Annotated in this window: 23 protein-coding genes, 1 pseudogene and 1 riboswitch; of the genes and pseudogenes, 9 read left to right on the top strand and 15 right to left on the bottom strand. The window is 36.6% G+C overall.

Translation table 11 applies throughout. From position 1 onward, the window contains the following. The first annotated feature begins 247 nt into the window (after window positions 1-247). The 3 genes and pseudogenes from yunB to MJY40_RS07250 form a co-directional block, all read left to right on the top strand. Window positions 248-886: a sporulation protein YunB gene (gene yunB / locus MJY40_RS07260; protein ID WP_317856320.1), complete on the top strand. Its 639-nt coding sequence runs from the start codon at window positions 248-250 to the stop codon at window positions 884-886. Window positions 887-954: 68 nt separating this feature from the next. Beyond that, the gene (locus tag MJY40_RS07255; protein ID WP_317856319.1) at window positions 955-1,542 is read left to right on the top strand and encodes a hypothetical protein; all 588 of its coding nucleotides are present in this window, start codon (window positions 955-957) and stop codon (window positions 1,540-1,542) included. Between the two features lie 97 nt (window positions 1,543-1,639). Next, window positions 1,640-2,974 (top strand): annotated as a pseudogene (locus MJY40_RS07250) (IS1182 family transposase); the annotation flags it as partial. A gap of 108 nt (window positions 2,975-3,082) precedes the next feature. Here the strand turns inward: MJY40_RS07250 and MJY40_RS07245 are convergent. The 4 genes from MJY40_RS07245 to MJY40_RS07230 form a co-directional block, all read right to left on the bottom strand. Then, window positions 3,083-3,895, bottom strand: a complete 813-nt coding sequence (locus tag MJY40_RS07245; RefSeq protein WP_317856318.1) for a radical SAM/SPASM domain-containing protein — start codon at window positions 3,893-3,895, stop codon at window positions 3,083-3,085. A gap of 56 nt (window positions 3,896-3,951) precedes the next feature. Further along, window positions 3,952-4,185 carry a hypothetical protein gene (locus MJY40_RS07240; RefSeq protein WP_317856317.1) on the bottom strand — a complete coding sequence of 78 codons (234 nt, stop codon included), beginning with the start codon at window positions 4,183-4,185 and terminating at the stop codon, window positions 3,952-3,954. A 76-nt stretch (window positions 4,186-4,261) separates the two neighbouring features. Then, the gene (locus MJY40_RS07235) at window positions 4,262-4,909 is read right to left on the bottom strand and encodes a potassium channel family protein (RefSeq protein ID WP_317856316.1); all 648 of its coding nucleotides are present in this window, start codon (window positions 4,907-4,909) and stop codon (window positions 4,262-4,264) included. Between the two features lie 40 nt (window positions 4,910-4,949). Beyond that, window positions 4,950-6,305, bottom strand: a complete 1,356-nt coding sequence (locus MJY40_RS07230; protein ID WP_317856315.1) for a TrkH family potassium uptake protein — start codon at window positions 6,303-6,305, stop codon at window positions 4,950-4,952. 242 nt (window positions 6,306-6,547) lie between these two features. On the opposite strand from MJY40_RS07230, the gene MJY40_RS07225 reads away from it, so the two are divergent. The 3 genes from MJY40_RS07225 to MJY40_RS07215 all read left to right on the top strand — a co-directional run bounded on the left by MJY40_RS07225 (window position 6,548) and on the right by MJY40_RS07215 (window position 8,483). Continuing rightward, the gene (locus tag MJY40_RS07225) at window positions 6,548-7,480 is read left to right on the top strand and encodes an alpha/beta hydrolase (RefSeq protein WP_317856314.1); all 933 of its coding nucleotides are present in this window, start codon (window positions 6,548-6,550) and stop codon (window positions 7,478-7,480) included. Between the two features lie 93 nt (window positions 7,481-7,573). After that, window positions 7,574-7,852 (top strand): autorepressor SdpR family transcription factor, encoded by a 279-nt coding sequence (locus MJY40_RS07220; RefSeq protein ID WP_317856313.1) that lies wholly within the window; start codon window positions 7,574-7,576, stop codon window positions 7,850-7,852. Continuing rightward, window positions 7,839-8,483, top strand: coding sequence for an SdpI family protein (locus MJY40_RS07215; protein WP_317856312.1), 645 nt, complete (start codon window positions 7,839-7,841; stop codon window positions 8,481-8,483). Before MJY40_RS07220 ends, MJY40_RS07215 begins: the two co-directional genes overlap by 14 nt. A 296-nt stretch (window positions 8,484-8,779) precedes the next feature. Here MJY40_RS07215 and MJY40_RS07210 read toward each other — a convergent pair whose 3' ends face one another. From MJY40_RS07210 to MJY40_RS07185, 6 genes are all read right to left on the bottom strand, one after another. Continuing rightward, the gene (locus tag MJY40_RS07210) at window positions 8,780-9,958 is read right to left on the bottom strand and encodes a cation:proton antiporter (RefSeq protein WP_317856311.1); all 1,179 of its coding nucleotides are present in this window, start codon (window positions 9,956-9,958) and stop codon (window positions 8,780-8,782) included. 46 nt (window positions 9,959-10,004) lie between these two features. Beyond that, a riboswitch (Fluoride riboswitch) is annotated at window positions 10,005-10,077 on the bottom strand. A gap of 40 nt (window positions 10,078-10,117) precedes the next feature. Next, complete coding sequence (locus MJY40_RS07205) at window positions 10,118-11,002, bottom strand: LysR family transcriptional regulator (RefSeq protein ID WP_317856310.1); 885 nt, start codon at window positions 11,000-11,002, stop codon at window positions 10,118-10,120. 283 nt (window positions 11,003-11,285) lie between these two features. After that, window positions 11,286-13,241, bottom strand: a complete 1,956-nt coding sequence (gene ligA / locus MJY40_RS07200; protein WP_331488243.1) for an NAD-dependent DNA ligase LigA — start codon at window positions 13,239-13,241, stop codon at window positions 11,286-11,288. A gap of 97 nt (window positions 13,242-13,338) precedes the next feature. Then, window positions 13,339-15,603, bottom strand: a complete 2,265-nt coding sequence (pcrA, locus tag MJY40_RS07195; protein WP_317856309.1) for a DNA helicase PcrA — start codon at window positions 15,601-15,603, stop codon at window positions 13,339-13,341. A 97-nt stretch (window positions 15,604-15,700) separates the two neighbouring features. After that, window positions 15,701-16,018, bottom strand: coding sequence for a YerC/YecD family TrpR-related protein (locus MJY40_RS07190; RefSeq protein ID WP_317856308.1), 318 nt, complete (start codon window positions 16,016-16,018; stop codon window positions 15,701-15,703). A 134-nt stretch (window positions 16,019-16,152) separates the two neighbouring features. Then, window positions 16,153-16,875, bottom strand: coding sequence for a phosphatase (locus MJY40_RS07185; protein WP_317856307.1), 723 nt, complete (start codon window positions 16,873-16,875; stop codon window positions 16,153-16,155). A gap of 208 nt (window positions 16,876-17,083) precedes the next feature. Here MJY40_RS07185 and MJY40_RS07180 point away from each other — a divergent pair, with 208 nt between their 5' ends. Continuing rightward, window positions 17,084-18,061, top strand: coding sequence for a hypothetical protein (locus MJY40_RS07180; RefSeq protein WP_317856306.1), 978 nt, complete (start codon window positions 17,084-17,086; stop codon window positions 18,059-18,061). A gap of 36 nt (window positions 18,062-18,097) precedes the next feature. On the opposite strand, the gene gpr is transcribed toward MJY40_RS07180, so the two are convergent. Then, complete coding sequence (gene gpr, locus MJY40_RS07175) at window positions 18,098-19,099, bottom strand: GPR endopeptidase (protein WP_317856305.1); 1,002 nt, start codon at window positions 19,097-19,099, stop codon at window positions 18,098-18,100. 246 nt (window positions 19,100-19,345) lie between these two features. Here gpr and rpsT point away from each other — a divergent pair, with 246 nt between their 5' ends. Next, on the top strand, window positions 19,346-19,606 hold the full coding sequence (rpsT, locus tag MJY40_RS07170) for a 30S ribosomal protein S20 (RefSeq protein ID WP_317856304.1): 261 nt from the start codon (window positions 19,346-19,348) through the stop codon (window positions 19,604-19,606). Between the two features lie 73 nt (window positions 19,607-19,679). Then, on the top strand, window positions 19,680-20,087 hold the full coding sequence (locus MJY40_RS07165; protein ID WP_317856303.1) for a C-GCAxxG-C-C family protein: 408 nt from the start codon (window positions 19,680-19,682) through the stop codon (window positions 20,085-20,087). A gap of 69 nt (window positions 20,088-20,156) precedes the next feature. Here the strand turns inward: MJY40_RS07165 and MJY40_RS07160 are convergent, their stop codons facing one another. From MJY40_RS07160 to MJY40_RS07145, 4 genes are all read right to left on the bottom strand, one after another. Next, entirely contained in the window at window positions 20,157-20,420 is a 264-nt protein-coding gene (locus tag MJY40_RS07160; RefSeq protein WP_331488242.1) for a DUF4491 family protein, read from the bottom strand. A gap of 42 nt (window positions 20,421-20,462) precedes the next feature. After that, window positions 20,463-21,275, bottom strand: a complete 813-nt coding sequence (locus MJY40_RS07155) for an N-acetylmuramoyl-L-alanine amidase family protein (protein WP_317856301.1) — start codon at window positions 21,273-21,275, stop codon at window positions 20,463-20,465. Between the two features lie 146 nt (window positions 21,276-21,421). Beyond that, window positions 21,422-22,684 carry a Zn-dependent hydrolase gene (locus MJY40_RS07150; RefSeq protein WP_317856300.1) on the bottom strand — a complete coding sequence of 421 codons (1,263 nt, stop codon included), beginning with the start codon at window positions 22,682-22,684 and terminating at the stop codon, window positions 21,422-21,424. Between the two features lie 165 nt (window positions 22,685-22,849). Then, window positions 22,850-24,439 carry an NCS1 family nucleobase:cation symporter-1 gene (locus tag MJY40_RS07145; protein WP_317856299.1) on the bottom strand — a complete coding sequence of 530 codons (1,590 nt, stop codon included), beginning with the start codon at window positions 24,437-24,439 and terminating at the stop codon, window positions 22,850-22,852. Between the last annotated feature and the right edge of the window lie 120 nt (window positions 24,440-24,559).

Raw genomic sequence — 24,559 nt, 5'->3', positions numbered from 1 at the left:
CAACCACAATTTGTGGGTTTTTCCAATTATTCCATTTTTTACAAAATCAATACGTCATTTACATACAAATATTAATTTTATTCACATAATTGCACATAATTATCATTATTATACCAGAAATCACCCAGAAGGAAAAGAACAATTTCTTTACAATTGTATTAAGAGGGTTTATCTTTTATTGTCATAAGTACTGATTTGGTACTGTTTTCACAGTTCTATCATATCTTATCCTAAAAGGAGGTGTGCTATGAAAAAAAGAAAACCATATAAACAAAAATATACAGCACCCTTCGTTATTTTTTCTGTTTTGGTTGTGGTGCTTTCATTTTTTATATTTCTGTATATTTTCGAGCAGAAAATGTTACCCACTTTACAAGAAATATCTTACATGGAATCAAAAGTTCTGGCTAATACAATGATTGATGATGGTTTACAAGAAATTTTATTGGAAAATGAGTGGAACACCACAGAATTTCTTTTGGTGTCTCAAGGTGATTACACCAATTATTCTGCCAATACTGCTGCCATCAACTTATTTTGCAGTCAATTGTGTCAAAACATCAATGAAGACCTATATGATTTGGCTGAAATTGAAGTGTATATCCCCATTGGTGCCATTACCGATATCAGTATGTTTTCCAATTTGGGACCTGAAATATTGTTTACATTATTGCCATCTGGTTCTGTTTCTTCTGATTATGAAACTGCTTTTGAATCTGCTGGCATCAATCAACTTCATTACAAATTGTGGATTACCCTACATATGGAATTCAAAGTGGTCAACCCATTGTACCAAGAAACTATTGCAATGGAACGTAATATTATGCTGGTGGATACCATTATTGGTGGTAAAGTACCTGAAAATCATTTGGTGTTTTCAGATTGATATTGACAGATAGAAAAAAATAAGATTAAATATATATGATATGAATTTGAACTTTTGGAGGGTATGTTATGATTACAACAATAAAAGAATTTCTTTTTGATTTGGCTACAATTGCTTATGATAATGGTGATTATCGTATGGTGCAAAATGCGTTTCGTGACAAAGAAATCAATGGATTTGTAGAGATTTTTTTGGCAGGAACTGAAATTGTAATGGATGGCAAAGAAGGAAAACCTTTGATTTTGAAAGGAATTGCCAACGATGACAAAGGTACCACTGGAGCAGAAGAAATTGAGCTTTGTGGATACCAATTGTTTGATTATTCTGACACAGATGGCAACTGGTATGTCATTTCTTTCCTAAATAAAGAAAAAGTTGAAGAATATTTGTTGAGCGAAGCTGGATATTTGAATTTTTATAGCACACAAATGTTTGTTTTCCTAGATGGGAAAGTACAATACTTTGAAATTATGTTTGATGGAGATGGTGGCACTACCATTCCAATTGACAAAGACCAAATTGATATGCCACTGGATATTTCTGCAATGGCAGGCAGAATCTGGGTTAGATGGATTGCACCAGAAGAGTTGGCACCACTGACAGATGAAGATGTGGCAGCATTTTTGAAAAGTTTACAAGAAAAAGAAACTGAATAAGCAAATAAAAGAAGAGCAGATAACTGCTCTTTCAGACTGTCAAAAAAGTCAGCATAAGCTGGCTTTTTTTGGTATAATGAGGTTGAGGTGATGACAAATGTTGAGTAAAGAAGAAATCAAAAGAACATCAGTAGAAATCATAAACATAGATATGCTCGTTCCAGAAAATCATTTATTAAGAAAAATAGATAAAGCCGTAGATTTTAATGAAATTTATTCATTTGTGGAAGATTTGTACTGCTCAAACAACGGCAGACCTAGCGTTGACCCTGTTGTTCTCTTTAAAATGGTGTTTATCCAACATTTGTATGGAATTCGCTCTTTACGCCAAACGGTAAAAGAAATTGAAATGAATATTGCCTATCGCTGGTTTTTGGGCTATACCCTCAATGATAGTATTCCGCACTTTGCTACCATTAGTTATAACTTCAACAATAGATTTAAAGAAACAGTGGTAGAAAAAATTTTCGCTTGGATTTTAGGTGAAGTTGAGAAAAAAGGATATTTACGTCCAGAAGTTGTGTTTATAGATGCAACGCATATCAAGGCAAATGCAAATTTAAAGAAAAACATCAAAAAAGAAATACCTGTTGCAGCTAAAAAGTATGAAAAGCAACTTTTTGAAGAAATCAATAAAGACAGAGAAGATAATGGAAAAAAGCCTTTTGATGATAAAAATGACCCTCCAAGAACAAAAACAATCACCACTTCTACAACAGATCCAGACAGCGGTTTGTTCCATAAGGGCGAACATAAAAAGTGCTTTGCATATGGTGCACATACCGTTTGCGATAAAAATAACTTTGTATTAGAAACCGTTGTAACACCTGGAAACATCCATGATAGTGTTGTATTTGATGAGGTTTATCATAAAGTGACAGAAAAATATCCAGAAATACAAGTGATTACAGCTGATGCAGGATACAAAACCCCATGGATTTGCAAGCAAATATTTGATGATGGAAGAATACCCTCTTTGCCTTACAAAAGACCAGTGACGAAAAAAGGAAATTCACCATGGTATGAGTATGTTTTTGATGAATACTACAACTGCATCATTTGCCCAGAATATCACGTTTTACCATATACAACCACCAATCGAGATGGCTATAGAGAATTTAAAAGTTACAGTTATATTTGCGAAAAATGTGAAAATCTTTCAAGGTGTACCGAAAGCAAAGACCACAGAAAGGTAGTCACCAAGCACATCTGGTGGAAATATTTAGAAAAGGCAGAGGATGTGCGGCATTCTCCATTAGGAAAAGACACCTATGCGTTGAGGAGCCAAACCATAGAACGGGTTTTTGCAGACGCAAAGGAGAAGCACGCAATGCGATATACATATCATAAAGGCTTGGCTCAGGTTTCAAAATGGGTGAAGCTTAAATTCGCTGCAATGAACTTAAAAAAACTGGCAACATGGAGTAGTAAGCAGTATATGTTGTTTGTAGAATATGCGTTATTTATACGAAAGAACCCTATTCCAAGGTGCGGAATAGGGTTCTTTGACAGTCTGGAAGAGCAGATAACTGCTCTTTTTTTAAAATCGATTGATGAAGCCACAAGTTCTACACAGCTTTTCTGCAAACTTGCGGTTGGAAAAACCATTATACAAATTCTGTGCCCTATTTCCCATATATATATCATCTAAAGATTGCTCAAATATATTTCCAAGTGCAATATCACCATTGTTGTCTAAGCAACATGGAACCACTGTTCCATCCACCAAAATTCCAATTTGGTCTCTAAGTGCATAACAAAAACCTGTTTCCTTTTGGGATTCACGTTCCATATCAGCCCATTCAAATTGATCACCCATTTGTAGATATGTCTTTTCATTGACCTTATCTTCTCGTAAAAAATCAAAATTTGCTTTGAGCATTGTCAAAATCCGATTATTGAGTGCTTCCATACCACCGCCATTCCATAAACGTAAAATGATTAGGAAGTCTGCTTGTTTGATGATGTCTACAATTTCTTCTAAGTACTCCTCTAGTGTCAAAGAAATGGCATTTGCTTCAAAGCTATGCAAAGAAATATGTAGTCTGTGAACTGCTTTGGACTTTAGCAAAACCTCTTTTTGTTGTTTCAAAAGCGTTCCATTGGTTGTGATACACACTTGAAACTCCAACCTTTCGCAAACAGCAAGAATTTCTTGCAAATCTTTATGCATCAATGGTTCCCCTTTGATATGCAAATATAGATAAGAACCAAAAGGTCTTATTTTTTCAGCAATTTCTGTAAATTCTGCAACTGACATGGTTTTGGATTTGCGTTTTGTAGGTGGACAAAAAGAACAAGACAAATTGCAAACATTTGTAATTTCCACATACATTTTTTTGAATTGTTTCATATGACCCTCCTACACCTTTGTCTAATTTTATTTGTCCCAATTGTACTTAACGAGACCTAACGCCTATTTCTCTTGGTCACTATTATCGCAATGACTGCAAATACTAATGTTACAATGATAAACGGTATCCCTGATACAATAGATACATAAGCAGGAGCACTAAATGTGGGTGTTCCATGATCTATAATGCTTTGCAAGTATCCCCACTCATAGGCAACTACAGCAATGCCCACACAAAGACTTAAGAGTGATATACCCCAAAATATAAATGCCGATTTTCTCATACTCACAATGTCTGCCTCCTTCAATGTCATTGATATATCCTACAATACATTCATTAAGTCCCTTTATCTACAATTGGGACTTTTATTTCAACAATGCTTTTGCAGCATCTTTTCCACCCAAAACAATCAATGTTTCATCTGGTGTGAAAATATGATCTGGTTGTGGCAATGGATAAATTTTACCATTCTTTTTGGTAGCCAAGATACTAATATGATAACGTGTACGTATTGATTTTTCAATGATACTTTTTCCATACCAATTTTCAGGTACACGCATTTCATAAATTGCAGAATCGGTTCCAATCAATTCCACATAGTCAAACAAGTTTTTGGAACCATATTTGACAGCCAAACGTTCTGCCATTTCACGTTCTGCATATACCACATGGTCTGCACCATTTCGCAACAAAAGCTTTCTATGAACATCTCGACTTGCTCTAGCCAAAATGAATTTAGCACCCAAATCTTTGAACAAAACAGTAATTTCCAAGGATGCTTGGAAGTTATCGCCAATCGCAATGACACACAAATCAAAATTACGAACACCCAATGATTCTGCAAAATCTTCGTTGGCAGCATCGCCAATTTGAATATTTGGTACAATTTTAATGGCATTGTCTGCACGTTCTTCTGATTTTTCAATTGCCAAAACAGAATGACCCTGTTCCACAAATTTATGTGCCATATGTCTACCAAAACGTCCCAATCCTACAATGAGAATGGATTTCATCTTTGTTTCCTCCTAAAAATTAAACTCTTTCTAAACTATATCAACCAATTTGGATTTTCTCCAAAGGTAATTTTGAAATTGCTGGTGCTTTTTTGGATGCAAATGCAAGCAACATAGTCAATGAACCTGCTCTACCAAAAATCATGAGAATTGCCAAAATGATTAAGGAGGCATTGCTCAAATTCCCTGTGATACCAGTGGTCAAACCAACAGTTGCCACAGCTGAAACACACTCAAAAGATGCGTGTAGCATGGAAATGCCTTCTATTTGACTGATTGCCATTGCACCAATACACATAACAAATAAATACATCATGAAAATACAAGATGCTTTTCTAGTGATGCCCTCTTCCAAACGTCTACCAAAGACTTCAATGGATTTTCTGTGGTCAAATGTGGTGATGACACTCAAACAAAGAACTGCAAAGGTTGTTGTTTTCATACCACCTGCTGTGGATCCTGCTGAACCGCCAATGAGCATTAAAATCATCATACAAAACAAACCAGCTTCTGTAAACTGATCCAAATCCAAGGTGTTGAAACCTGCTGTTCTGGCTGTGACAGATTGAAAAATAGATGACAATACTCTGGTGCCAGTTGACATTTCTTGATATTGTGGAGTTGCAAATTGTGTGATATGGATGCCAATTGCACCACCCAAAATCAAAACAACACTGACAAATACAACCAATTTTGTATGCAAATGCATTTGTGAAAACTTCAGCTTTGCTTCTATGATATCTTGCCAAACAAAGAAGCCCAAACCACCAATGACAATCAACAGCATTAAAATAACATTGATATATACATTGCCTACAGATGCAGTCATGGAAGAGTACACCACTTCTTGTCCCATCAAATCAAAGCCTGCATTGCAAAAAGCAGAAATACTATGGAATATGGAATACCAAGCACCTTGTACTGCTCCATATTTGGGCACATATTCCACTGCCAAAAGAAATGCACCAATGGTTTCTACAAACAAAGCACCCCAAAACACAAAGTGTGACATACGCACAATACCACCCAATTGTGGTGCTGAAATGGAGTTTTGCATCAAACTTCTGGAAACAAAACCGATCTTCTTTTTGGTTAGGGATACTGCTGAAATACAAACTGTCATAAATCCAATGCCACCAATTTGAATCAAGCATAGGATAATCAATTGCCCCAAACCAGACCAATGGGTGTACGTATCCACCACCACAAGTCCTGTGACACAAGTTGCTGAAGTTGCTGTAAAAAATGCAGTCATCCAATTGGGTGTAGCACCTGTTTTCAATGCAAAAGGTTGATACAATAAAATGGTTCCTACAACAATCATGGTGCAATAACCGTATAAAATCGCCTTCATTGGCGAAAAGTCTCGCAAATATTTTTGCAAAATTTCTTTCATTTTCGATTAACCTCTAATTTCTAAATTACTATAACTCTAATGATTCTATAATCATATGGATTCAACTTATATTAAGACAAGAGTGCCCTTTTGTCAATTTGATTCTAAAAATATACAAACATTTTACAAGGATTTGTGATACAATAGACTCAAATAACACTGAAATCCCTTGTAATATCAGGGTTTTTCAATTGTTTACAGAAATCTTAAAATTTTAGTTCTATTGTTGAAAAGGTGATTTTATGAATCGACATCAATACAATCTACCATCAAAAGATGGAATCAACAAAATACATTGCGTCCATTGGCAAGCAGAAAAACCAGTTGCTCTGTTACAAATTGTTCATGGTATGACAGAATTCATTGAGCGTTATGATGATTTTGCAAGGTTCTTGTGTAGCCATAACATTTCTGTTGTGGGTCATGATCATTTGGGTCATGGTGAAACTGCAAAAACATCTGATGATTTTGGATTCTTTCATACAAAATATGGTGCAGAATATTTGGTGGAAGATACATATACCGTAACCAAGAATATCAAAGAAACATACCCAGAAACACCCATTTTTATTCTTGGGCATAGTATGGGTTCTTTTTGTACACGTATGTATCTAACCAAACATGCGGACTTATTTTCTGGTGCCATCATTATGGGAACTGGACATCCAGCGAAGTTGTTGACCAATTTTGCAACCAAAGGCATTGGTTTGTATATTCGTCTCAAAGGTGAACGTTATCGTAGCCAACTCATCAGCAAATTTGTATTTTTCCAATATATGAAAGGGATTTCCAAACCAAAAACATCCGTAGATTGGATTTCTAGGGATGAGGAAATGACAAAGAAGTATTTGGCAACTCCATTTTGTACCTTTACCTTTACTTTGCGTGCATATGAAGATTTGTTTCGTATGATTCACCACTGTATTTATGAAATTGACTTGGAACAAATTCCAAAAGATATGCCGATTTTGATTACTTCTGGTGGATGTGATCCTGTTGGCGATTGGGGTAAATCACCGAATAAGGTATATCAATCTTATTTGAAACATGGATTGCAAAATGTGGAATTGAAGTTATATCCTGAAGATAGACATGAAATTTTGAATGAATTGGATCGAGATGTTGTTTATGCTGATTTGTTGCAATGGATTTTGAATCATTTGCAGCAATGTTAATTCAGAATACAAAAACAATTGACAACGCTGAATAAAACAACTATACTTTATTTAGACGTTTATCTAAATATCTAAATGAAAGAAGGGAGACTTATGAGTTTACAAGATATCATGAAAGCCATATCTGACCCTACTAGGCGTGAAATTTTGAATATGCTTAGAAAACAGCCTTTGACTGCTGGTGAAATTGTACAAGCTTTTGATATGACCAATGCCAGTATTTCCCATCATCTATCTATTTTGAAGCAAGCAGATTTGGTTATGGATGAGAAAAAAGGTAAATACATTACTTATGAGCTAAATACCAGTGTCATTGAAGAAATTCTGGTGTGGCTCCAATCATTACGAGGTGACGATTATGAAGAAGATTGAAAAACCATTTTTTATTTCATTGCTACTGAGCTGCATTCCTATTTTGTTGTACTTTATGTTCTATCCACTGCTACCATCTCAAATTCCTTCTAGCTTTTCTTTTTCTGGAGAAGTGACAGGATATACCAGTCGTGGAAGTTATTTGTTTTTGACATTGCTTCCATTTTTCATCACAATTGTATTTGCTGTTGCACCAAGAATTGATCCCAAAATGCAAAATTATGATAAATTTTTGCCATTTTACGGGAAATTCCAAGTGTTTATGGTTGTATTTATGGATATCATCATCGGTTTGACTATGTTGCAATGTATTTTTGACAATGTGCCAACTGTCAGCAAAGTAACACCAATTCTTTTGGGTTGTTTATTCATATTCATTGGGAATTATTTGCCAAAAACAAAGCAAACGTTCACTTTTGGTATCAAAACACCTTGGACACTATCTTCAGAATTGGTGTGGTATAAGACACATCGCATCGCTGGATATTCCTTTATGTTTGCTGGAATTTGCTCCTTTATATCTGCTTTGTTACCAGCTGCTGGTTATTTGATGCTGGTTGCTATTTTGCTTGCTGTATTGATCCCAACAATTATGTCTTATGTGTATTACAAACAAGAAAATCAGGGATAACGGAGCGATGAGTCATCGCTCCCTACAAAAAGCAAAATCTAAACTATATTGCACTTGTAGGACAAGGACTCACCGCCAAAGACATGGCGGTCACACGCAGTGTGATTTTGCTTGCAAAATGATGATCTCTACTCTTGCCGTCATAAATTGCCACAAATATCAATTTGTAATTGTAACAACGGGTGACGAAACGTCACCCCTACAAAACCAAAACATAAATATTCTGGAATTGTAGGGGCGATTCACGAATCGACCGAAACCACAGATTCTTCGTCGCTGCGAAACTCTCTTCAGAATTATCCTTGTTTCAGCAACTTTTTATGTGTCAAGTCAATTGCAAATGCACCAATGGGTGCTGTAATCAAAATAGAAAGCACTGCCACTGTCAAAACCAATTCACCACAAGCAAGTCCCATTGCAAGGGGTATGGAACCAATTGCAGCTTGCACAGTTGCTTTTGGACAATAGCCAATCATACAAAACACCTTTTCTTTGGAGTTGAAATTGGTTTTCCATAAACAGAAATACACTGCCAACATACGGAATACCAGAACTGCCAAAATCAGCACTGCCGCCACTGCTCCAAACTTCAAAGCATAGGACAAATCCACAGTGGCTCCCACCAAAGTAAAGAGTAAAATTTCTGCACATACCCAAAGTTTGTTGTATTTAGCAGACAATCGTTTTGCCAAATCTGGTTTTTTCAGTTGCATCATAAGTCCCATGCTCATAATGGCAATGAGACCTGAAAAACCAACGATTCCTGTGATGAAATCCTCTTGTACCGTCAATAACATAGAAATACCAAGCACCAAAATTACTTTTGCACTATCACGCATATGCTTTTTCATAAAGAAAACATGCAACACATATCCTACAACAGCACCTACTGCAATACCTAAGATGATAGAAATTGGTATATGTAGGAAGCTGGCATAATTCACTTCTCCACCTTCACCCAATGTTAAGAACGAAGAAAATAACACAATGACAAACACATCATCCACAGAAGCACCTGCCATAATCATTTGTGGAATACCTTTATCTTTTCCATACTCCAAATCAATTAAGTTTAACATCTTTGGTACAATAACCGCTGGTGACACAGCTGCTACAACTGAACCCATAATGGCAGCATCAATGATGGTAATATCAAATAGTCGAGGTGCAATCAAAATCATAGCTGTAATTTCTGCACATGCTGGCACAAAACACATCAAAACAGCTGGCAATCCAATGCGTTTCAAATCACCAACATCCAAATTGAATCCAACTCTTGTCAAAATGATAATCAAAGCGATTTTTCTAATATCAGCTGAAATGGCAAGCAAATTTCCATCCAACAAATCCATTGCATAAGGTCCTAAAATCATACCTGAAATGAGCATACCCAAAAGTGCTGGAAGTCGCAAATGGTTACAAACTCCACCCAATAACATTCCTACTATAAAAATCAAAGCCAAACTGAGTAACATTCTATTTTCCTCCTATTTCCATAAAAAAAGCTGACAAGTCCTGTGAAATATCACAGAAGTCATCAGCATAATAGCGGTTTTGGAATCATCCAAGGGAGAACTTCATTCCCTTTGTTTATTATATGACCATTGATTTTACTTGTCAATGGTTTTGTATCATTACTTTCTTGTATTTGCAATGATAAAATCTTTGAATTTTTCCACTGCTGGTGGCAAATAACGATTGAGTACAAACGCCAAATATACCATACGTTTGGAATAGACTGTATCCAATTCCAATTTTTTGACACGATAGTTTTGGATACTTGGATTGTCTGTTACAATTGCAATCCCTTGATTTGCAGCCACCAAACCTGCCATGGAATTGACATCTTCAAATTGACATAAAATATTTGGCATAATTTGTGCTTTGTTGTACAAATCATCAATGATGCGACGCATACCGCTTTCTTTGGTGTAGCAAATGAGTGGATATGGACAAATATCTTGAATTGTAACCTTATCTCTATTTGCAAGTGCATGTTCTTCTGGCACAATCACCACAAGACCTTGTTCAAACACAGGAATAAACTCTACTTCACTTTCATTTTCCATCATAGAACAAAATACCAAATCGTATTTTTCACGTTTCAAATTGTAAATCAAATCCTTTGTACTGCCTTCATAGCAAGAAAAAGAAATGTTTTTATTTTGTGGATGATTCAAGAAATCTGCAATCATACTAGGTACAAAGCTGGTACCCACAGAAGTCATATATGCCAAACCAACGTGACCACTACCAACAGAAATCAAACGTTCTATTTGATTTTTACCAAGTTCCAATTGTGTCAATGCATTTTCCACATAGAACATATAAATACGTCCATATTTTGTCAATGCAACGTTTCTACCTTGTTTTTCAAATAACTCAGCACCCAATTCTTTTTCCATTGCTGCGATAGAATGACTCAATGTTGGCTGCGAAATACCCAATTGTTCTGCTGCTTTTGTATAATGTTCCAATTCTGCAAGAGTCTTAAAATAATGCAATTGGTTTAAGTTCATTTTGATTCCCACCTTTTTTGTCAAAAATCATCGTTTCTTCTATTATAGCAAACTTTTTAGGGAATCTATAGCTTTTTTTTATTTTTGTCACAATGAATAAAAAAATGAGTATTCCGACTAATTATTGAACAAAATAACCATATTTTCATAAAGGATTTCAAAATTTCACTTAAAATTTGATAAAATCAATATTTAATTTATAATAATTATCATCAAACAAAAATTTTAGTTTTATATTATACATGGATTTCGTTTCTTTTCTTTTTTTATATATTATATTTTTCTATAGAATTATTTTGAACTGTTCTATAAAATCTTGTTCACTTAAAATTGGAATTCCCAACTCATTTGCTTTTTTATTTTTGGAAGAAGCAGAAAACACATCATTGTTGATGAGATAATTGGATTTTTTTGTGACACTGCCTGTTACTTTGCCACCCAATGTTTCAATTAGATTGGATAATTCTTTACGGTTTGTAAATTGTTCCAAATCACCTGTGACTACAAAAGTCAAACCATCCAATAATTTTATTCCTTCTGCTGGTACTTCCATTTCTTTGAATTGCAAATAGTTTTGTACATCCAAAAGCATTTCTTTATGGGATTCTTTTTGGAAATAGGAAACAACGCTTCTTGCAATGACTTCACCAAATCCATCAATTGCCAATAAATCTTCTGTTGTTGCCAAAACAATACTTTCCAAATTCCAATTGAAGTGTTTACACAACAATTTTGCATTGCGCAAGCCCACTTGATCAATGCCCAAAGCATAAATGAAGTTTGCCAAATCCACATCTTTTGCTTTTTCAATGGAATCCACCAATTTTTGATAAGATTTTTCTCCAAAACCTTCCATAGATTTGATGGTATTGCCATGAAGTTCCAGTCTAAATATATCTGGATATTCACTGACCAAATCCACTTCTACAAATTTTCTAAGGCTTTCTTCAGACAAACCTTCTATGTTCATAGCATCACGTGATACAAAGTGAGAAAGTCGTTGCAATTGTTTTGCTTTGCAATCTGGATTGGTACAATATAAAAATTCACCATCGTTTTGTTTGCGTATTTCTGTATCTCCATCACAAACAAAGCATTTCTTTGGAATTTCCAGTGTATTGGATTTTGTTAGATTTTCTGAAATTTGTGGAATGATCATATTGGCTTTGTATACCTTGATGGTATCACCCAAGCCAAGTTGCAATTCTGAAATGATACTCAAATTATGGACACTGGCACGTGAAACCGTTGAACCTTCCAATTCCACAGAATCAAAAATAGCAATGGGATTCATAAGTCCAGTTCTGGATGTATTCCACTCCATTTCACGTAAAGTGGTTTCTGCCATTTCATCTGCCCATTTGAAAGCAATGGAATCTTTTGGGAATTTTGCAGTTCTACCCAAGCTAATGCTCAAAGGAATATCATCCAAAGTCAATACAAGTCCATCTGAAGCAATGTCATTATCAGCAATGCGATTGCGGAAGTCTTCTACCGTTTCTGCAACCGTGTCACCAGTCACCACTTCATGTTCCACTACAGAAAAGCCCAATTCTCCAAGCCATTTCATATTTTCTGATTTGCTATTAGAAATTTCTTTTCCTTCTGCACTCACCAATGTAAATGCAAAGAATTGTGCACGTCTTTTGGCTGCAATTTCACTATTGAGTTGACGCACAGTTCCACTACACAAGTTACGTGGATTTTTGTATTGTTCTTCTGCTGGCAAACCTTCATTGATGCGTTCAAATTCTGAATAGGAAATGACACCTTCACCACGCAACACCAATTGCCCCATAAATGGAATTTGTAGTGGTAAATTTGCAAATACCTTTGCATTGTGGGTGACATCTTCTCCAATTTCACCATTGCCACGTGTGATGGCTTGCACCAATTTTCCTTCTGCGTATTGCAACACAATGGTCAGACCATCCAATTTCCAAGAAAGAATCCCTTTATTGCCACTTAAAAAACTTTGCAATTTACCCACTTCCTTGGTTTTGTCCAAAGAAAGAATTTGGCTTTCGTGACGCACTTTTTGCAAATTACTTAAAATGGTATACCCAACATTTTGCGTTGGACTATTCCCTAAAATCACACCAGATTTCTCTTCTAATGCAACCAACTCATCATACAATGCATCGTATTCCAAATTGGTCATCAATTCTGTATCCTCTTGGTAATATGCTGCTGATGCTTGGTTTAATGTTACAATCAATTCTTTCATACGTGTCATCATGAAAAAACACTCCAATTCTATTTCAAATTTATTTTTTATATACAAACGGGCGACTACTAGTCGCCCCTACTGTTTGATGATTATATGCGTATTTACATTATTCGCTGACTTTAATCAATTTGGAAAGTCCAGCCATAAATTTTTTGGTTCCTTTTTCGCCAAAGGATACTTCCACTTCGAAATCTGCGCCACCATTTGCAATGGATTTGACGGTACCAATTCCATATTTTGGAGCTCTTACTTTATCGCCAACTGCATATGATAAAGTTACATCTTTTGGTATTGGCATATCTCTATCGCCTGCTACTTGTCTGGAAAAGGCTTGTTTTCCCATAGCTCCAACCTTTTGCTGTTGTGCAATGGATGTGATAGGGGACATCTTCATATTGTTACGCATAGCGTATTTCTTTGCCATGTCAGAAACTTGACGAACAGGAAAATCTACCAAATCTGCAGGGATTTCTTTCAAGAACCTTGAAGCCGGATTGTATTGTGTAATACCATGTTGCATACGTGTTTTTGCATGTGTTAAGAACAATTCTTCACGTGCTCTTGTGATCCCTACATAACACAAACGACGTTCTTCTTCCATTTCTTTCTCGCCACCATACATAACAGCTCTATAGCTTGGGAAAACACCTTCTTCCATACCAATCATAAACACATATGGGAATTCCAAACCTTTTGCACTATGCAAAGTCATCAAAACAACTGCTTCTTCCCCTTCTTGGTAATTGTCAATATCTGCAACAAGTGCCACTTCTTCTAGGAAACCAGCTAAACTACTGTCTTCATTGCTTTTATCGTATTCTACTGCTTTATTGATGAATTCATCTATATTTTCCAAACGAGACAATGCATCTTCTGTGCCTTCGTTCATCAAATCTTGCCAATAACCAGAACGTTTTACAACCACATCAATCAATTCCCCAGCAGAAAGTGTTTTTGCATCTTCTTGCAAGGAAACAAATAATTGGTAGAAATCTCTAAATTTGGACGCTCTTGTTTTCAATTCCACAATTTCATCCAAACGAGACAATGCACCAAATAAAGAAAGATCGTGTGCTGCTGCAAAGGTAACAACCTTATCAATGGATGCTTCACCAATACCTCTTTTTGGAACATTGATGATTCTACGCAAAGCAATGGTATCAGCAGGATTTGCCAAAACCTTCAAATAAGACAAAATGTCTCTAATTTCTTTACGTTCATAGAACCGAGTACCACCAAACAAACGATATGGGATACCTTTACGCACCAATTGATCTTCCACTGTACGTGATTGTGCATTGGTTCGATACAAAACAGCCATATTGCTATAGCCAATTCCGTTATCAGCCAATTCTTGCATACGTTCTGAAATAAAACGTGTTTCATCATATTCATTATCGCTTTTGTAAATATGAAGGATATTACCACTATCGTTTTCTGTCCAAAGGGTTTTATCTTTACGAATTTGGTTGTTGTGGATAACAGAATTTGCTGCTTCCAAAATTTTCTTTGTAGAACGATAGTTTTGCTCCAATTTGATGACAACAGTATTGGGGAAGTCTTTTTCAAAATCCAAAATATTGCGAATATTTGCACCCCTCCAACCATAGATACTTTGGTCATCATCACCTACAACGCAAAGGTTTTTATTTTTTTCTGCCAACATATGCACCAATTCATATTGAGATGTATTGGTATCTTGGTATTCATCCACCATGATATATTGGAAACGATCTTGATATTTTGCCAAAACTTCTGGATGTGTGCGGAACAACAAAACTGTTTTGTAAATCAAATCATCAAAATCAAGAGCATTGTTTTCTTTGAGTTTTTGTTGATAAATATGGTACACCTTAGAAATACGCATCCCTTTGAGATCTGCTCTATCTACAGTTCTTGCATATTCTTCCCAAGGAATCATTTCTTCTTTCAATTTGCTGATTTGCGCAATTGCAGACTTCACAGGAAATGTTTTGTCTGTAATGCTATAGCTCAATTGTTTGAATACATCTTTCATCAATTTTTCTTGATCATCTGCATCAAAAATAGAAAATTGATTGTCATAATCTAAATGACCAATTTCTCTACGCAAAATACGTACACACGTAGAATGGAAGGTGCTGATCCAAATGTCACGTACACCATCACCAACCAATTTCTCAACACGGTCTCGCATTTCTTTTGCTGCTTTGTTGGTGAAGGTAATCGCCAAAATATTCCAAGGCTTAACTCCCGTTTCCAACATATGAGCAATTCTAACAGTCAATGCACCTGTTTTTCCACTTCCAGCACCTGCCAAAACCAAAACGGGTCCATCTTGTTGTAAAACTGCTTTTTGTTGCATTTCATTTAATTGTGCAAAACCGATCATTGCAATTCCCCTATCCTTTTTATCCATGTAACACCAATACCAAAAGGCGATAAAAAGACTGACCACTTGGATCAGCCCCATATCCCTTGTTTTCAACTTACGATAGTTCTTCTTTTTCTCTATCTTCTATTTCTTTCAAACGATCTATAGCCAGTTTATAACCATCTACACCATAGTGCAAACAACGATTGACACGACTTATGGTTGCTGTAGATGCACCTGTTTTTTCAGCAATTTCCACATAGGTACATTTGCGATTGAGCATTGCAGCAACTTCCATTCTTTGTGCAATTGCCTGCAATTCATTGACAGTACACAAATCTTCAAACAATTGGTAGCATTCTTCTAGCGTTTCCATTGCCAAGATGCTTCGAAATAATTTATCTGTCAAGTCCGTTCTAATTTTTTTATTCACAGAAAACACCTCTTTACTTCAAACTCTTATATTTTGGTATATTCATCGAAAATCCATTTACTAGACTTCCTTTTTTACTATTGTACCATGTTAAAGTGCTAAAGTAAAGACTTTTACCAATAACTTAACAAAAATCATTTGCATTTTCTGCGTTTTAGGCTTGCCAACAGAAGTTCTGGATTGGTATTCAAAACCAATTCTTCTGGGAAACCAATGGATTTCATCATAGTTTCTACATAAGAAACATTTCCGATGCTGGTATAAAAATGAGCATCACTACCCACAACAACAGGAATACCATCTTCCATTGCCATTTTCATAATTTCCAATATAATGGCATCTCCACCTTGACGAAAACCACCTGGCACCAAAGATGCATTGTTGAACTCCAAAAGGGTTCCTGTTTCCTTTGCAACACGAAAAACTTCTTTGTAATCCACATCATATCTAGGGTCACCTGGATGCCCAATAATGTCCACAAGCGGGTTTTCCATTGCTTTCAAATAAGCACTGGTGTTTTCTGCTCTGGTTGCTGGTGGAAATGTTGGAATATGCAAACTTGCCAAAGCGATATCCATTTTTTCTAAAAATTCCACAGGCAAATCAATTTCACCAGATGGATTGATGATGTTCAATTCCACACCCTTAAGCAAACGCACACCATGTAGTGTTTCTGGTAAAATACCTAAATTTGCAAAGTAGGTTGCACTGGTTGTGTTCCGCAAAGCTGGCGCATGATCTGTCATTGCCATCATTTCTAAGCCAATTTCTGCTGCATATCTCAAATTTTCATCCAATGTACTATACGCATGTCCACTTGCTACCGTATGTGTATGGATATCTGCTAGTATTTTCATAAGATTACCTCAATTTATCAATAACATATCTTTACATATCTATCATACCATACTTTCACCACTTTTGGAGATTTTTCTTGCTATTTTACGAAATAATTAGGATTTTCCAAGAAAGAACTGAAATATTCCATTTATTTTATAGCACCCATTTGCACCTCTTTCATAGTATATAAAGAACCATATTTTATTTATAAAGGAGGCAATCTTTATGGGAGCTTTTGAATTTGATGTCAGAAATGACCTTTGTGCAAGAAACTGCTGTTGTTCCAATGAAGAAACAAACAATGGTAGTGGCGAAGTATGTATCATTGCCCAAAAGATTTTTGATCAATGTCGTATCCAAAAATGTTTGACCAGTGATATTTTGGGGCCTGCAAGGGCTGCAAGCAATGCACTACCCAATTGTAACGAAATGCTTTGTGAAGGTGATATCATTGTACCACCTTGTAATGCATCTGATGTGACCATGAAACACTTGAAACTCAGCAGAATTGAAATTTTGCGTAAAACAGAAAACACATTGCAAGATGGCTGTTGGGATGTGGAATTGAAATATGTTTTTGATTACACCCTTGAATTTAGACGTGCTGATGGCTGTATCATCGGCTGTATCGATGCTACCAATGCCTATATTCTTCGTGTTACCTTGTTTGGTGATACAGAATCCAATGTGACAACAACAAATGACCTGTATCCACTTGGTGGCAATACCAGTGGTGGCCCTTATGTCATCGCAGAAGGCAAAGCCATTGCATTGGGTGCAGATTTGAAATACCCTTGTGCAAGTTATGGTTGTGGCTGCAATTCTTGTTGTTGTGGCACAAACGCTGGCGATGTGACAATGGGTGCACCTGTTGCTGTCAATGTAACCATTGGCTTGTTTACCATCGTGAAAATGTTTAGAACCGTCAATATGATTGTAGAATCTCTTGGTAGATGTGTTCCAGAAACATGTACCTCCATTGGAAACGCTTGTGATCCTTGTGCAAACTTCGATTCATTGGCATTTCCATTGGATGCATTTTCTCCTGTTACAGAACCACGTTCCTGTTGTGGATATGGCACAACATATGGTTCTCCAAATTGTCAAGTAACATCTCATCATGACTGTGGTTGTAGTCACGATCATAGTTGTGGATGTAGTTGCAATTGCAATTGTGGCTGCAATGACTGTGGTTGCAACTGATTTTTGGGGCATAGTGAAAGCTGTGTCCTTACATAATTAAGACAATCTGCCAATATCTTCCATTGTAATCCCTTTGTGCAAACCTATATTGATGCCATTTGCAATGATATAAGACAAACGCTCAATGACAGAATCCACTTCCTTTGGTGTCACAAACATATTTTCTGTGTATGGATCCAACAATTCAGAAATCATTTGATAACGCTCCACTTCTTCTAAATTGATTAATGTTTGGTAGAATTCAGACCCTTCATCTGTTTGCGCAATCATTTCTTCTAATATTTTGCTCATGGTATCATTGACCAGTGTAGCGGCATCTACAACTGTTGGTACACCAATGGCAATGACAGGTACACCAAGACTTTCTTCGTTGAGTACCATTCTAGGATTGCCAACACCTGCTCCTGGTGCAACACCGGTATCTGACATTTGAATGGTTGCATTGATTCTACTGGCACGTCTGGCAGCCAAAGCATCCACTGCAATGACAAATGATGGGTGTATGCGTTCCACCAATCCTTTGATGATTTCACCTGATTCAATCCCTGTGATGCCCATAACTCCAGTGCTCATTGCTGCAACAGAACAAAGCTTTCCTTCTACTTCTTCTGGCAAACAACCTTCCAAATGACGTGTTACAAACACTTTAGAAATCACCTGTGGTCCAAGTGCATCTGGTGTAATGTTCCAATTGCCCAGACCAACCACAAGCACTTTGTCATTTTCTTTGACTTTGGATAGGGCTTGCAATTCAGATGCCAAAATTCCAATCATTTTTTCTTGATGTTCCAAATCATTGTCTTTCAAAAATGGGGATTCTATGGTAATATAAGTTCCAATGGGTTTTCCTACTGCAATGCTACCCGTTTTATTTTCTACTCGTACATGGGTTAGTAAAAAATCAGAACCTTCTTTTTCTGTAATGGTGATGCCTTCTAGGTGCGAATTTTCGTCAATGGATTCATTTGCAATTTCAGCAGCTTCAATTGCAAGATCGGATTTTATGATTGATTTTTGAATATTTTTTGTATTTTTCATGGTTTTTTACCCTCCAAATGAGATTTCTTATATTTTTTCCATAGAATTCGAATATATTCATTGACTTATTCCCTTTCATCATGTAAAATATATTTTGTTGAATTAACCACGGAGTTCTTTTGTGAAAGCACTCTCACTCAAACAGCTTCATACGTTTGGAAAAGTGGTTGATATGTAGTAGAAAAAGCGATATTCAAGAAATATCGAAAATCACTGAAACTGTAGAACCTTTAGGAGGACAAAAAAATGGCAAATATCAAATCTGCTAAGAAAAGAATTAAAGTAATCAACAAAAAAACATTGAGAAACAAAATGATCAAATCTGCTGTAAAAACTTCCATCAAAAAAGTTATCGTTGCTGTAAATGCTGGTGACAAAGAAGTTGCTGCTGTAGCTTTGAAAAATGCAATCTCTGCTATCGATAGAGCATACATGAAAGGCATTTACCACAAAAACGCTGTAGCTAGAAAAAAATCTACATTGACAAGATTGGTAAACAGCTTGTAATTGAAACATCAAAGGATACTCTATTGGAGTGTCCTTTTTTTCTATTTCAATCATTTCAAAAGGAGGAACTATTATGAACGATAGAGTTGATCAAGTTTTAGTGAATCATGACAAAGGATATAACTGTGCCCAAGCAGTTGCCTGTGCTTATGCAGATTTGTACCATGTTGGCGAAGCAGAAGCCTTTCGTGCTATGGAAGCTTTTGGTCGTGGAATGGGTGCTATGACCACTTGTGGTGCTGTTTCTGCCATGACGTATTTGGTAGGTTTGAAATTATCTGATGTGAATTTGGACAAGCCAAAAAGCAAAGCTGTCTGTTATAAAATTGCCACCAATATGCTAAATGCATTCAAAGAAAAAAATCAGTCTACTGAATGTCGTGAACTCAAAGGCGTTGGCACTGGTATTATGTTGCGTACTTGTGATGGTTGCATGGAAGATGCTGCACGCATTGTGGAAGAATATTTATTAAATGATTGATGTACGAAAAAAAGGTGGTAGATGCCACCTTTTTCTTTGCAAAAAATATCTTGAATATATATCAAATACTCATTCTTTATTTGGATTTTTAGGAAACCAACCCTTTGCAACACGCTCTTCTTGTTCTTTTAACTCTTTGATGCTCCAAAAACAAGTAAATCCCAAAACCCCTAAAATTGTACTTATGGAAATAGATGTAACAAACCATGAACCGATGATGAACACCACTCCTACTATCAAAAAAACTGGCCAAGCTTTCTTACCGATATAATATTCTGTTTTGATGACAATTGGATGAAACATTCCAATGATCAAAAATGTAGCAAGCCCCACAATACACCCCAAATAGTTCAAATCTACACCCCTATTCCATAATTACACTGCTTCTATCTCTTCCAGTTCAGCTGCTTTTTCTTCAAAATACTGGCATATGGCATTGTAATACAATTCAGCTGCTTTTTGGCAACCTTCTGTACTCATCCAATTTTCCACATCATTTGGACAAGTAACATACCCTTGTTCAATCAAAATAGATGGGAATTGTTCACTTTTCAAAACCCCAAGTGTTTCACCTGTAAAATCATATAAATCTTCTTCTGCTTCTGTCAAGGTATATTTTGTACTGGTACCATCGCTGTTTTCTTCGTAATGCACATAAAAAATGCCACTTTCTTTTCTAGGTGTATGTCCAGCTTCCAAAAAACCATCTACAATCATATTTGCAAAATAATAACTTTCTGACCACATAGGATTTTCTGGCAATTGTGGATACACCTCAAAGCCACTGATATCTGCACTCTGCTCATTTGCATTGCAGTGTATACTAATAAACAAATCTGCATTTGCAGCTTCTGCACGCTCTCTACGTTCTGTGATGCTTACATATGTATCGTATGTATGGGTCAAAACCACCGCAAAACGTTCATCTGCTTCCAAAAGTTCACGCAAGTTTTCTGTTGTTTCTTCTGTAATCCATTCTTCATTGACAATTCCAACTGCTCCACCATCCACACGACTATGACCACTGTCCAACACAATGATAATGGGGTCTATTTCCACTTCTTCTTCAAATCCAAACATATGGAATATTGCCATATCTTCATCCAAAATCTGTGTTTTGATGCCCAATACAACACCCAACAAACAAATCAAACAACCAATAACCAATATTTTAAAATTACGTTTCATAATCATCCTCCAAATTCTTTCTATGAGCTAGTATACCAGCTTTTTTTGAATTTGGAAATGGAACCTTTTATTTCTTAGCAAAATTGTAATAATAGAACATAAAAATAAGGGTGGACACAAAATCCACCCCTAAAAATATTAAATTCTTATTCAGCGTCACATTTCAAAACTGCGTTCAACATAACACTAACAGCTTCTGTACATGTTTCATCAGAAGTATGTTCTGGTTCACAGTGGGACAAACCTTTTTCAGAGGAAGCAAAGATCATTGTTGTTGGCAACATATATGCAGCGAATTGTGCATCATGACCAGCACCACTGTTGATGTATTGGTGTTTGCAACCCAATTCTTCAGCAGCTTCTTTTACATATCCAACCAAAGTTTTGTCGAAGTAAACTGTGTCTCTGTTCCATTGTGGAGCAATTTCACAACGACATTTAGCCCATTCTTGATCAGCTAAGCTATTTACAATTTTGAGTACTTCTGCCAAAAGTTCTGGATCTTCGTGACGTACGTCCAAAGAGAAATCTACATAATCAGGGATTACTGTATGTACACATGGATGAATGGAAACTTCACCAGTTGTGTAAACCAATTCAGGTCTATCCAATTTGTCGATTTCATCATGCAAATAAATCAAAGCTTTGGATGCAGCATAAAGAGCATCTTGACGATAAGCCATTGGGAATGTACCAGCATGAGCAGCTTGACCATAGAATCTTACACGAACATTGAACATACCAAGTACACAGGAAACTACACCAACATCCAATCCAGCTTCTTCCAAGATAGGACCTTGTTCAATATGAATTTCAAACATAGCTTTGTATTGATCAGGGTTGATTCTGTTTTCTCTAGCACCTTTGTAGCCACTAGCTTCCAAAGCTTCTGCAAAAGTAGTTGTTTTGTCCAAAACGCTTTTGGATGCCAACATATCTTCTTCTTTAAAGTTTTTGCCAATTGCTTCTGGCAAATATGGATTACAGATAGCACCAGAACCCAACAAAGCAGGAGGATACAAGGAACCTTCTTCATTTGTCCAGATCATAGCTGTCAAAGGATGTTTGTGAGGGATACCATCAGCAACAACTGCTTCCAAAACTTCCATAGCCCCAATAACACCCAAGATACCATCGTAGTTACCACCGTTTTTAACGGAGTCACAGTGAGATGCCATTACAATGCGTTTTGCATCTGGATCAGAACCAGGAATGGTTGCATACATACATGCAAAGTCATCAGTTTCAATTGTAGCACCAATTGATTCCATTCTTTTTTGGAAGTATGCTCTTGCTTGTTGTGCTTCTGGAGACAAAGAGTATCTTGTGATACCGCCATGACCTGCATCGCCAAAGGTTGCAAAGGTATGGATTTTTTCACTCATTCTTGCCAAATCTGCTTTATACATATTATTCGCTCCTTTATTATATTGAAAATTATTTGTATTTTAGCAAAAAGATAGTATCCTTCGCCATCGCCTAGGTGGAGATTTATGCGAAAAGATACTATCTTCTCCTAGTTCTATTTCATTTTAACTTTTCAAACTGAAACCTTTACAGATTTGTAAATTCAATTAGCCAGTAATTTCGTTGTATTCTGCTTCTTCCACGAAACCGTAACCAGTTCTGCCGATTTCTTTTTTCATCAAAGCGATGTATACGAAGTAACCAAGTGCGAAGGAAACGATGTAACCATTAGCAGCAAGCCATTGGATAAAGTTTGGAGAAGCACTTACTGCTGGGTTGTAAAGGAACATTGTGTTACCCAACAAAGGAATGATGAAGGAAACAACCCAAGCGATGAACGCATTTTTGTTCCAACCATTGTCATACCAATATCTACCGCCAGCACCTTCGTACAAGCCAGCAACGTCGATACGTTGTTTTTTCACTACCAAGTAGTCAGCTACCAAGATAGCAGCGATTGGAGCCAAGATTGTTCCATAGTTGTTCAACCATGTGAAGATGTAAGCTGCGCCTGAACCATAGATCCACCAAGGTTGTGTTACGAATGTAGCTACCAAACAAGTGATAACAACGCCTTTTTTGTAGGAAATTTTGGATGGAGCAATATTGGAGAAACCATTTGCAGGAGCAACAACGTTAGCAGCAACACAAGTTGTTACAGTAGCCATGATAACACCGATGGAAGCGATAACTACCAAAAGTTTGTTGTCTACATAGTAGAATACACCAGTAGGGTCGAACATTGTTTCGCCATAAGCGAATTTAGATGTTTGTGCAAATACAGCACCAACGAAAGCACAAAGTGCCATTGGAGCAGGCATACCAAGCATTTGACCCATGAATTGGTCTTTTTGGCTTTTTGCATATCTGGAGAAGTCAGGAATGGACAATGCCATTGTAGCCCAGAATGCGATATTACCTGTCAAACCAGCCAAGTAGAGGTATGTGAAACCACCACCAGCTGCAAGAAGAGCTTCGTCATTGCCAGCAGACAATACAGTACCAAGAGATTGACCGCAAGAAGCAAGTGTAGAAAGACACCATGCGAACAAAGCAACCATAACGATAACAAGGATAGGACCACCAATGTTTTGTACCCATTTGATTTGATCCATACCTTTGTAAGCTACAAAGAAGATGAAGATCATAAAGATGAAGAAACCAATCAATTGACCAACAACTACGCTATCATTACCAGGCAAAGCCATTGTATAGTTTTGGTCAGCAAACATAGAAATTGCCACACCGAGCAAAGCAGCTACAGCGCCACCACCTACCCAGCTTTGTACAGCTGTCCAACCACAAGCTACGATGGAACGGGATAAGGTAGGAATTTGAGAACCTTTTGGTCCGAATGTCAAACGACCAAAGATTGGGAATGGAATACCATATTGTGTACCAATTTTGGAATTCAATTGAATTGGAATCAAAACAATCAAGTTACCCAAGATTACGTTGATGATTGCAAGCAATGGAGAAATCCCCAAGGATACCAATGCAGATGCAAGGGACAAGGATGGAATACAGATGGACATCCCAATCCAAAGGTTACAGATAGATGTTGTGTTCCAGTTTCTTTGTTCTACTGAGGTTGGTGCCAAATCTTCGTTGTAATAAGCTGAAGATTTCAACGCTTCTGTTGCTTGAGGAGTCAACTCAAACAAACCATTACGTTCTTGTTGCGTAACTTTACTCATAAAAAACCCTCCTAACAATTTGTGAATAGTAACAAGTAACATATATGTATTATTGCATTGTTGCCTTCATTACTGGAGTTGTATCCCCCTTAGAATACAACTCCATTTGTTTCAAAGTGA

The sequence above is a fragment of the Chakrabartyella piscis genome, assembly GCA_030067835.1.
Taxonomy (GTDB): domain Bacteria; phylum Bacillota; class Clostridia; order Lachnospirales; family Anaerotignaceae; genus Chakrabartyella; species Chakrabartyella piscis.
The sequence above is the reverse complement of the archived record's forward strand: the minus strand, read 5'-3'. Positions and strand labels throughout refer to the sequence as shown.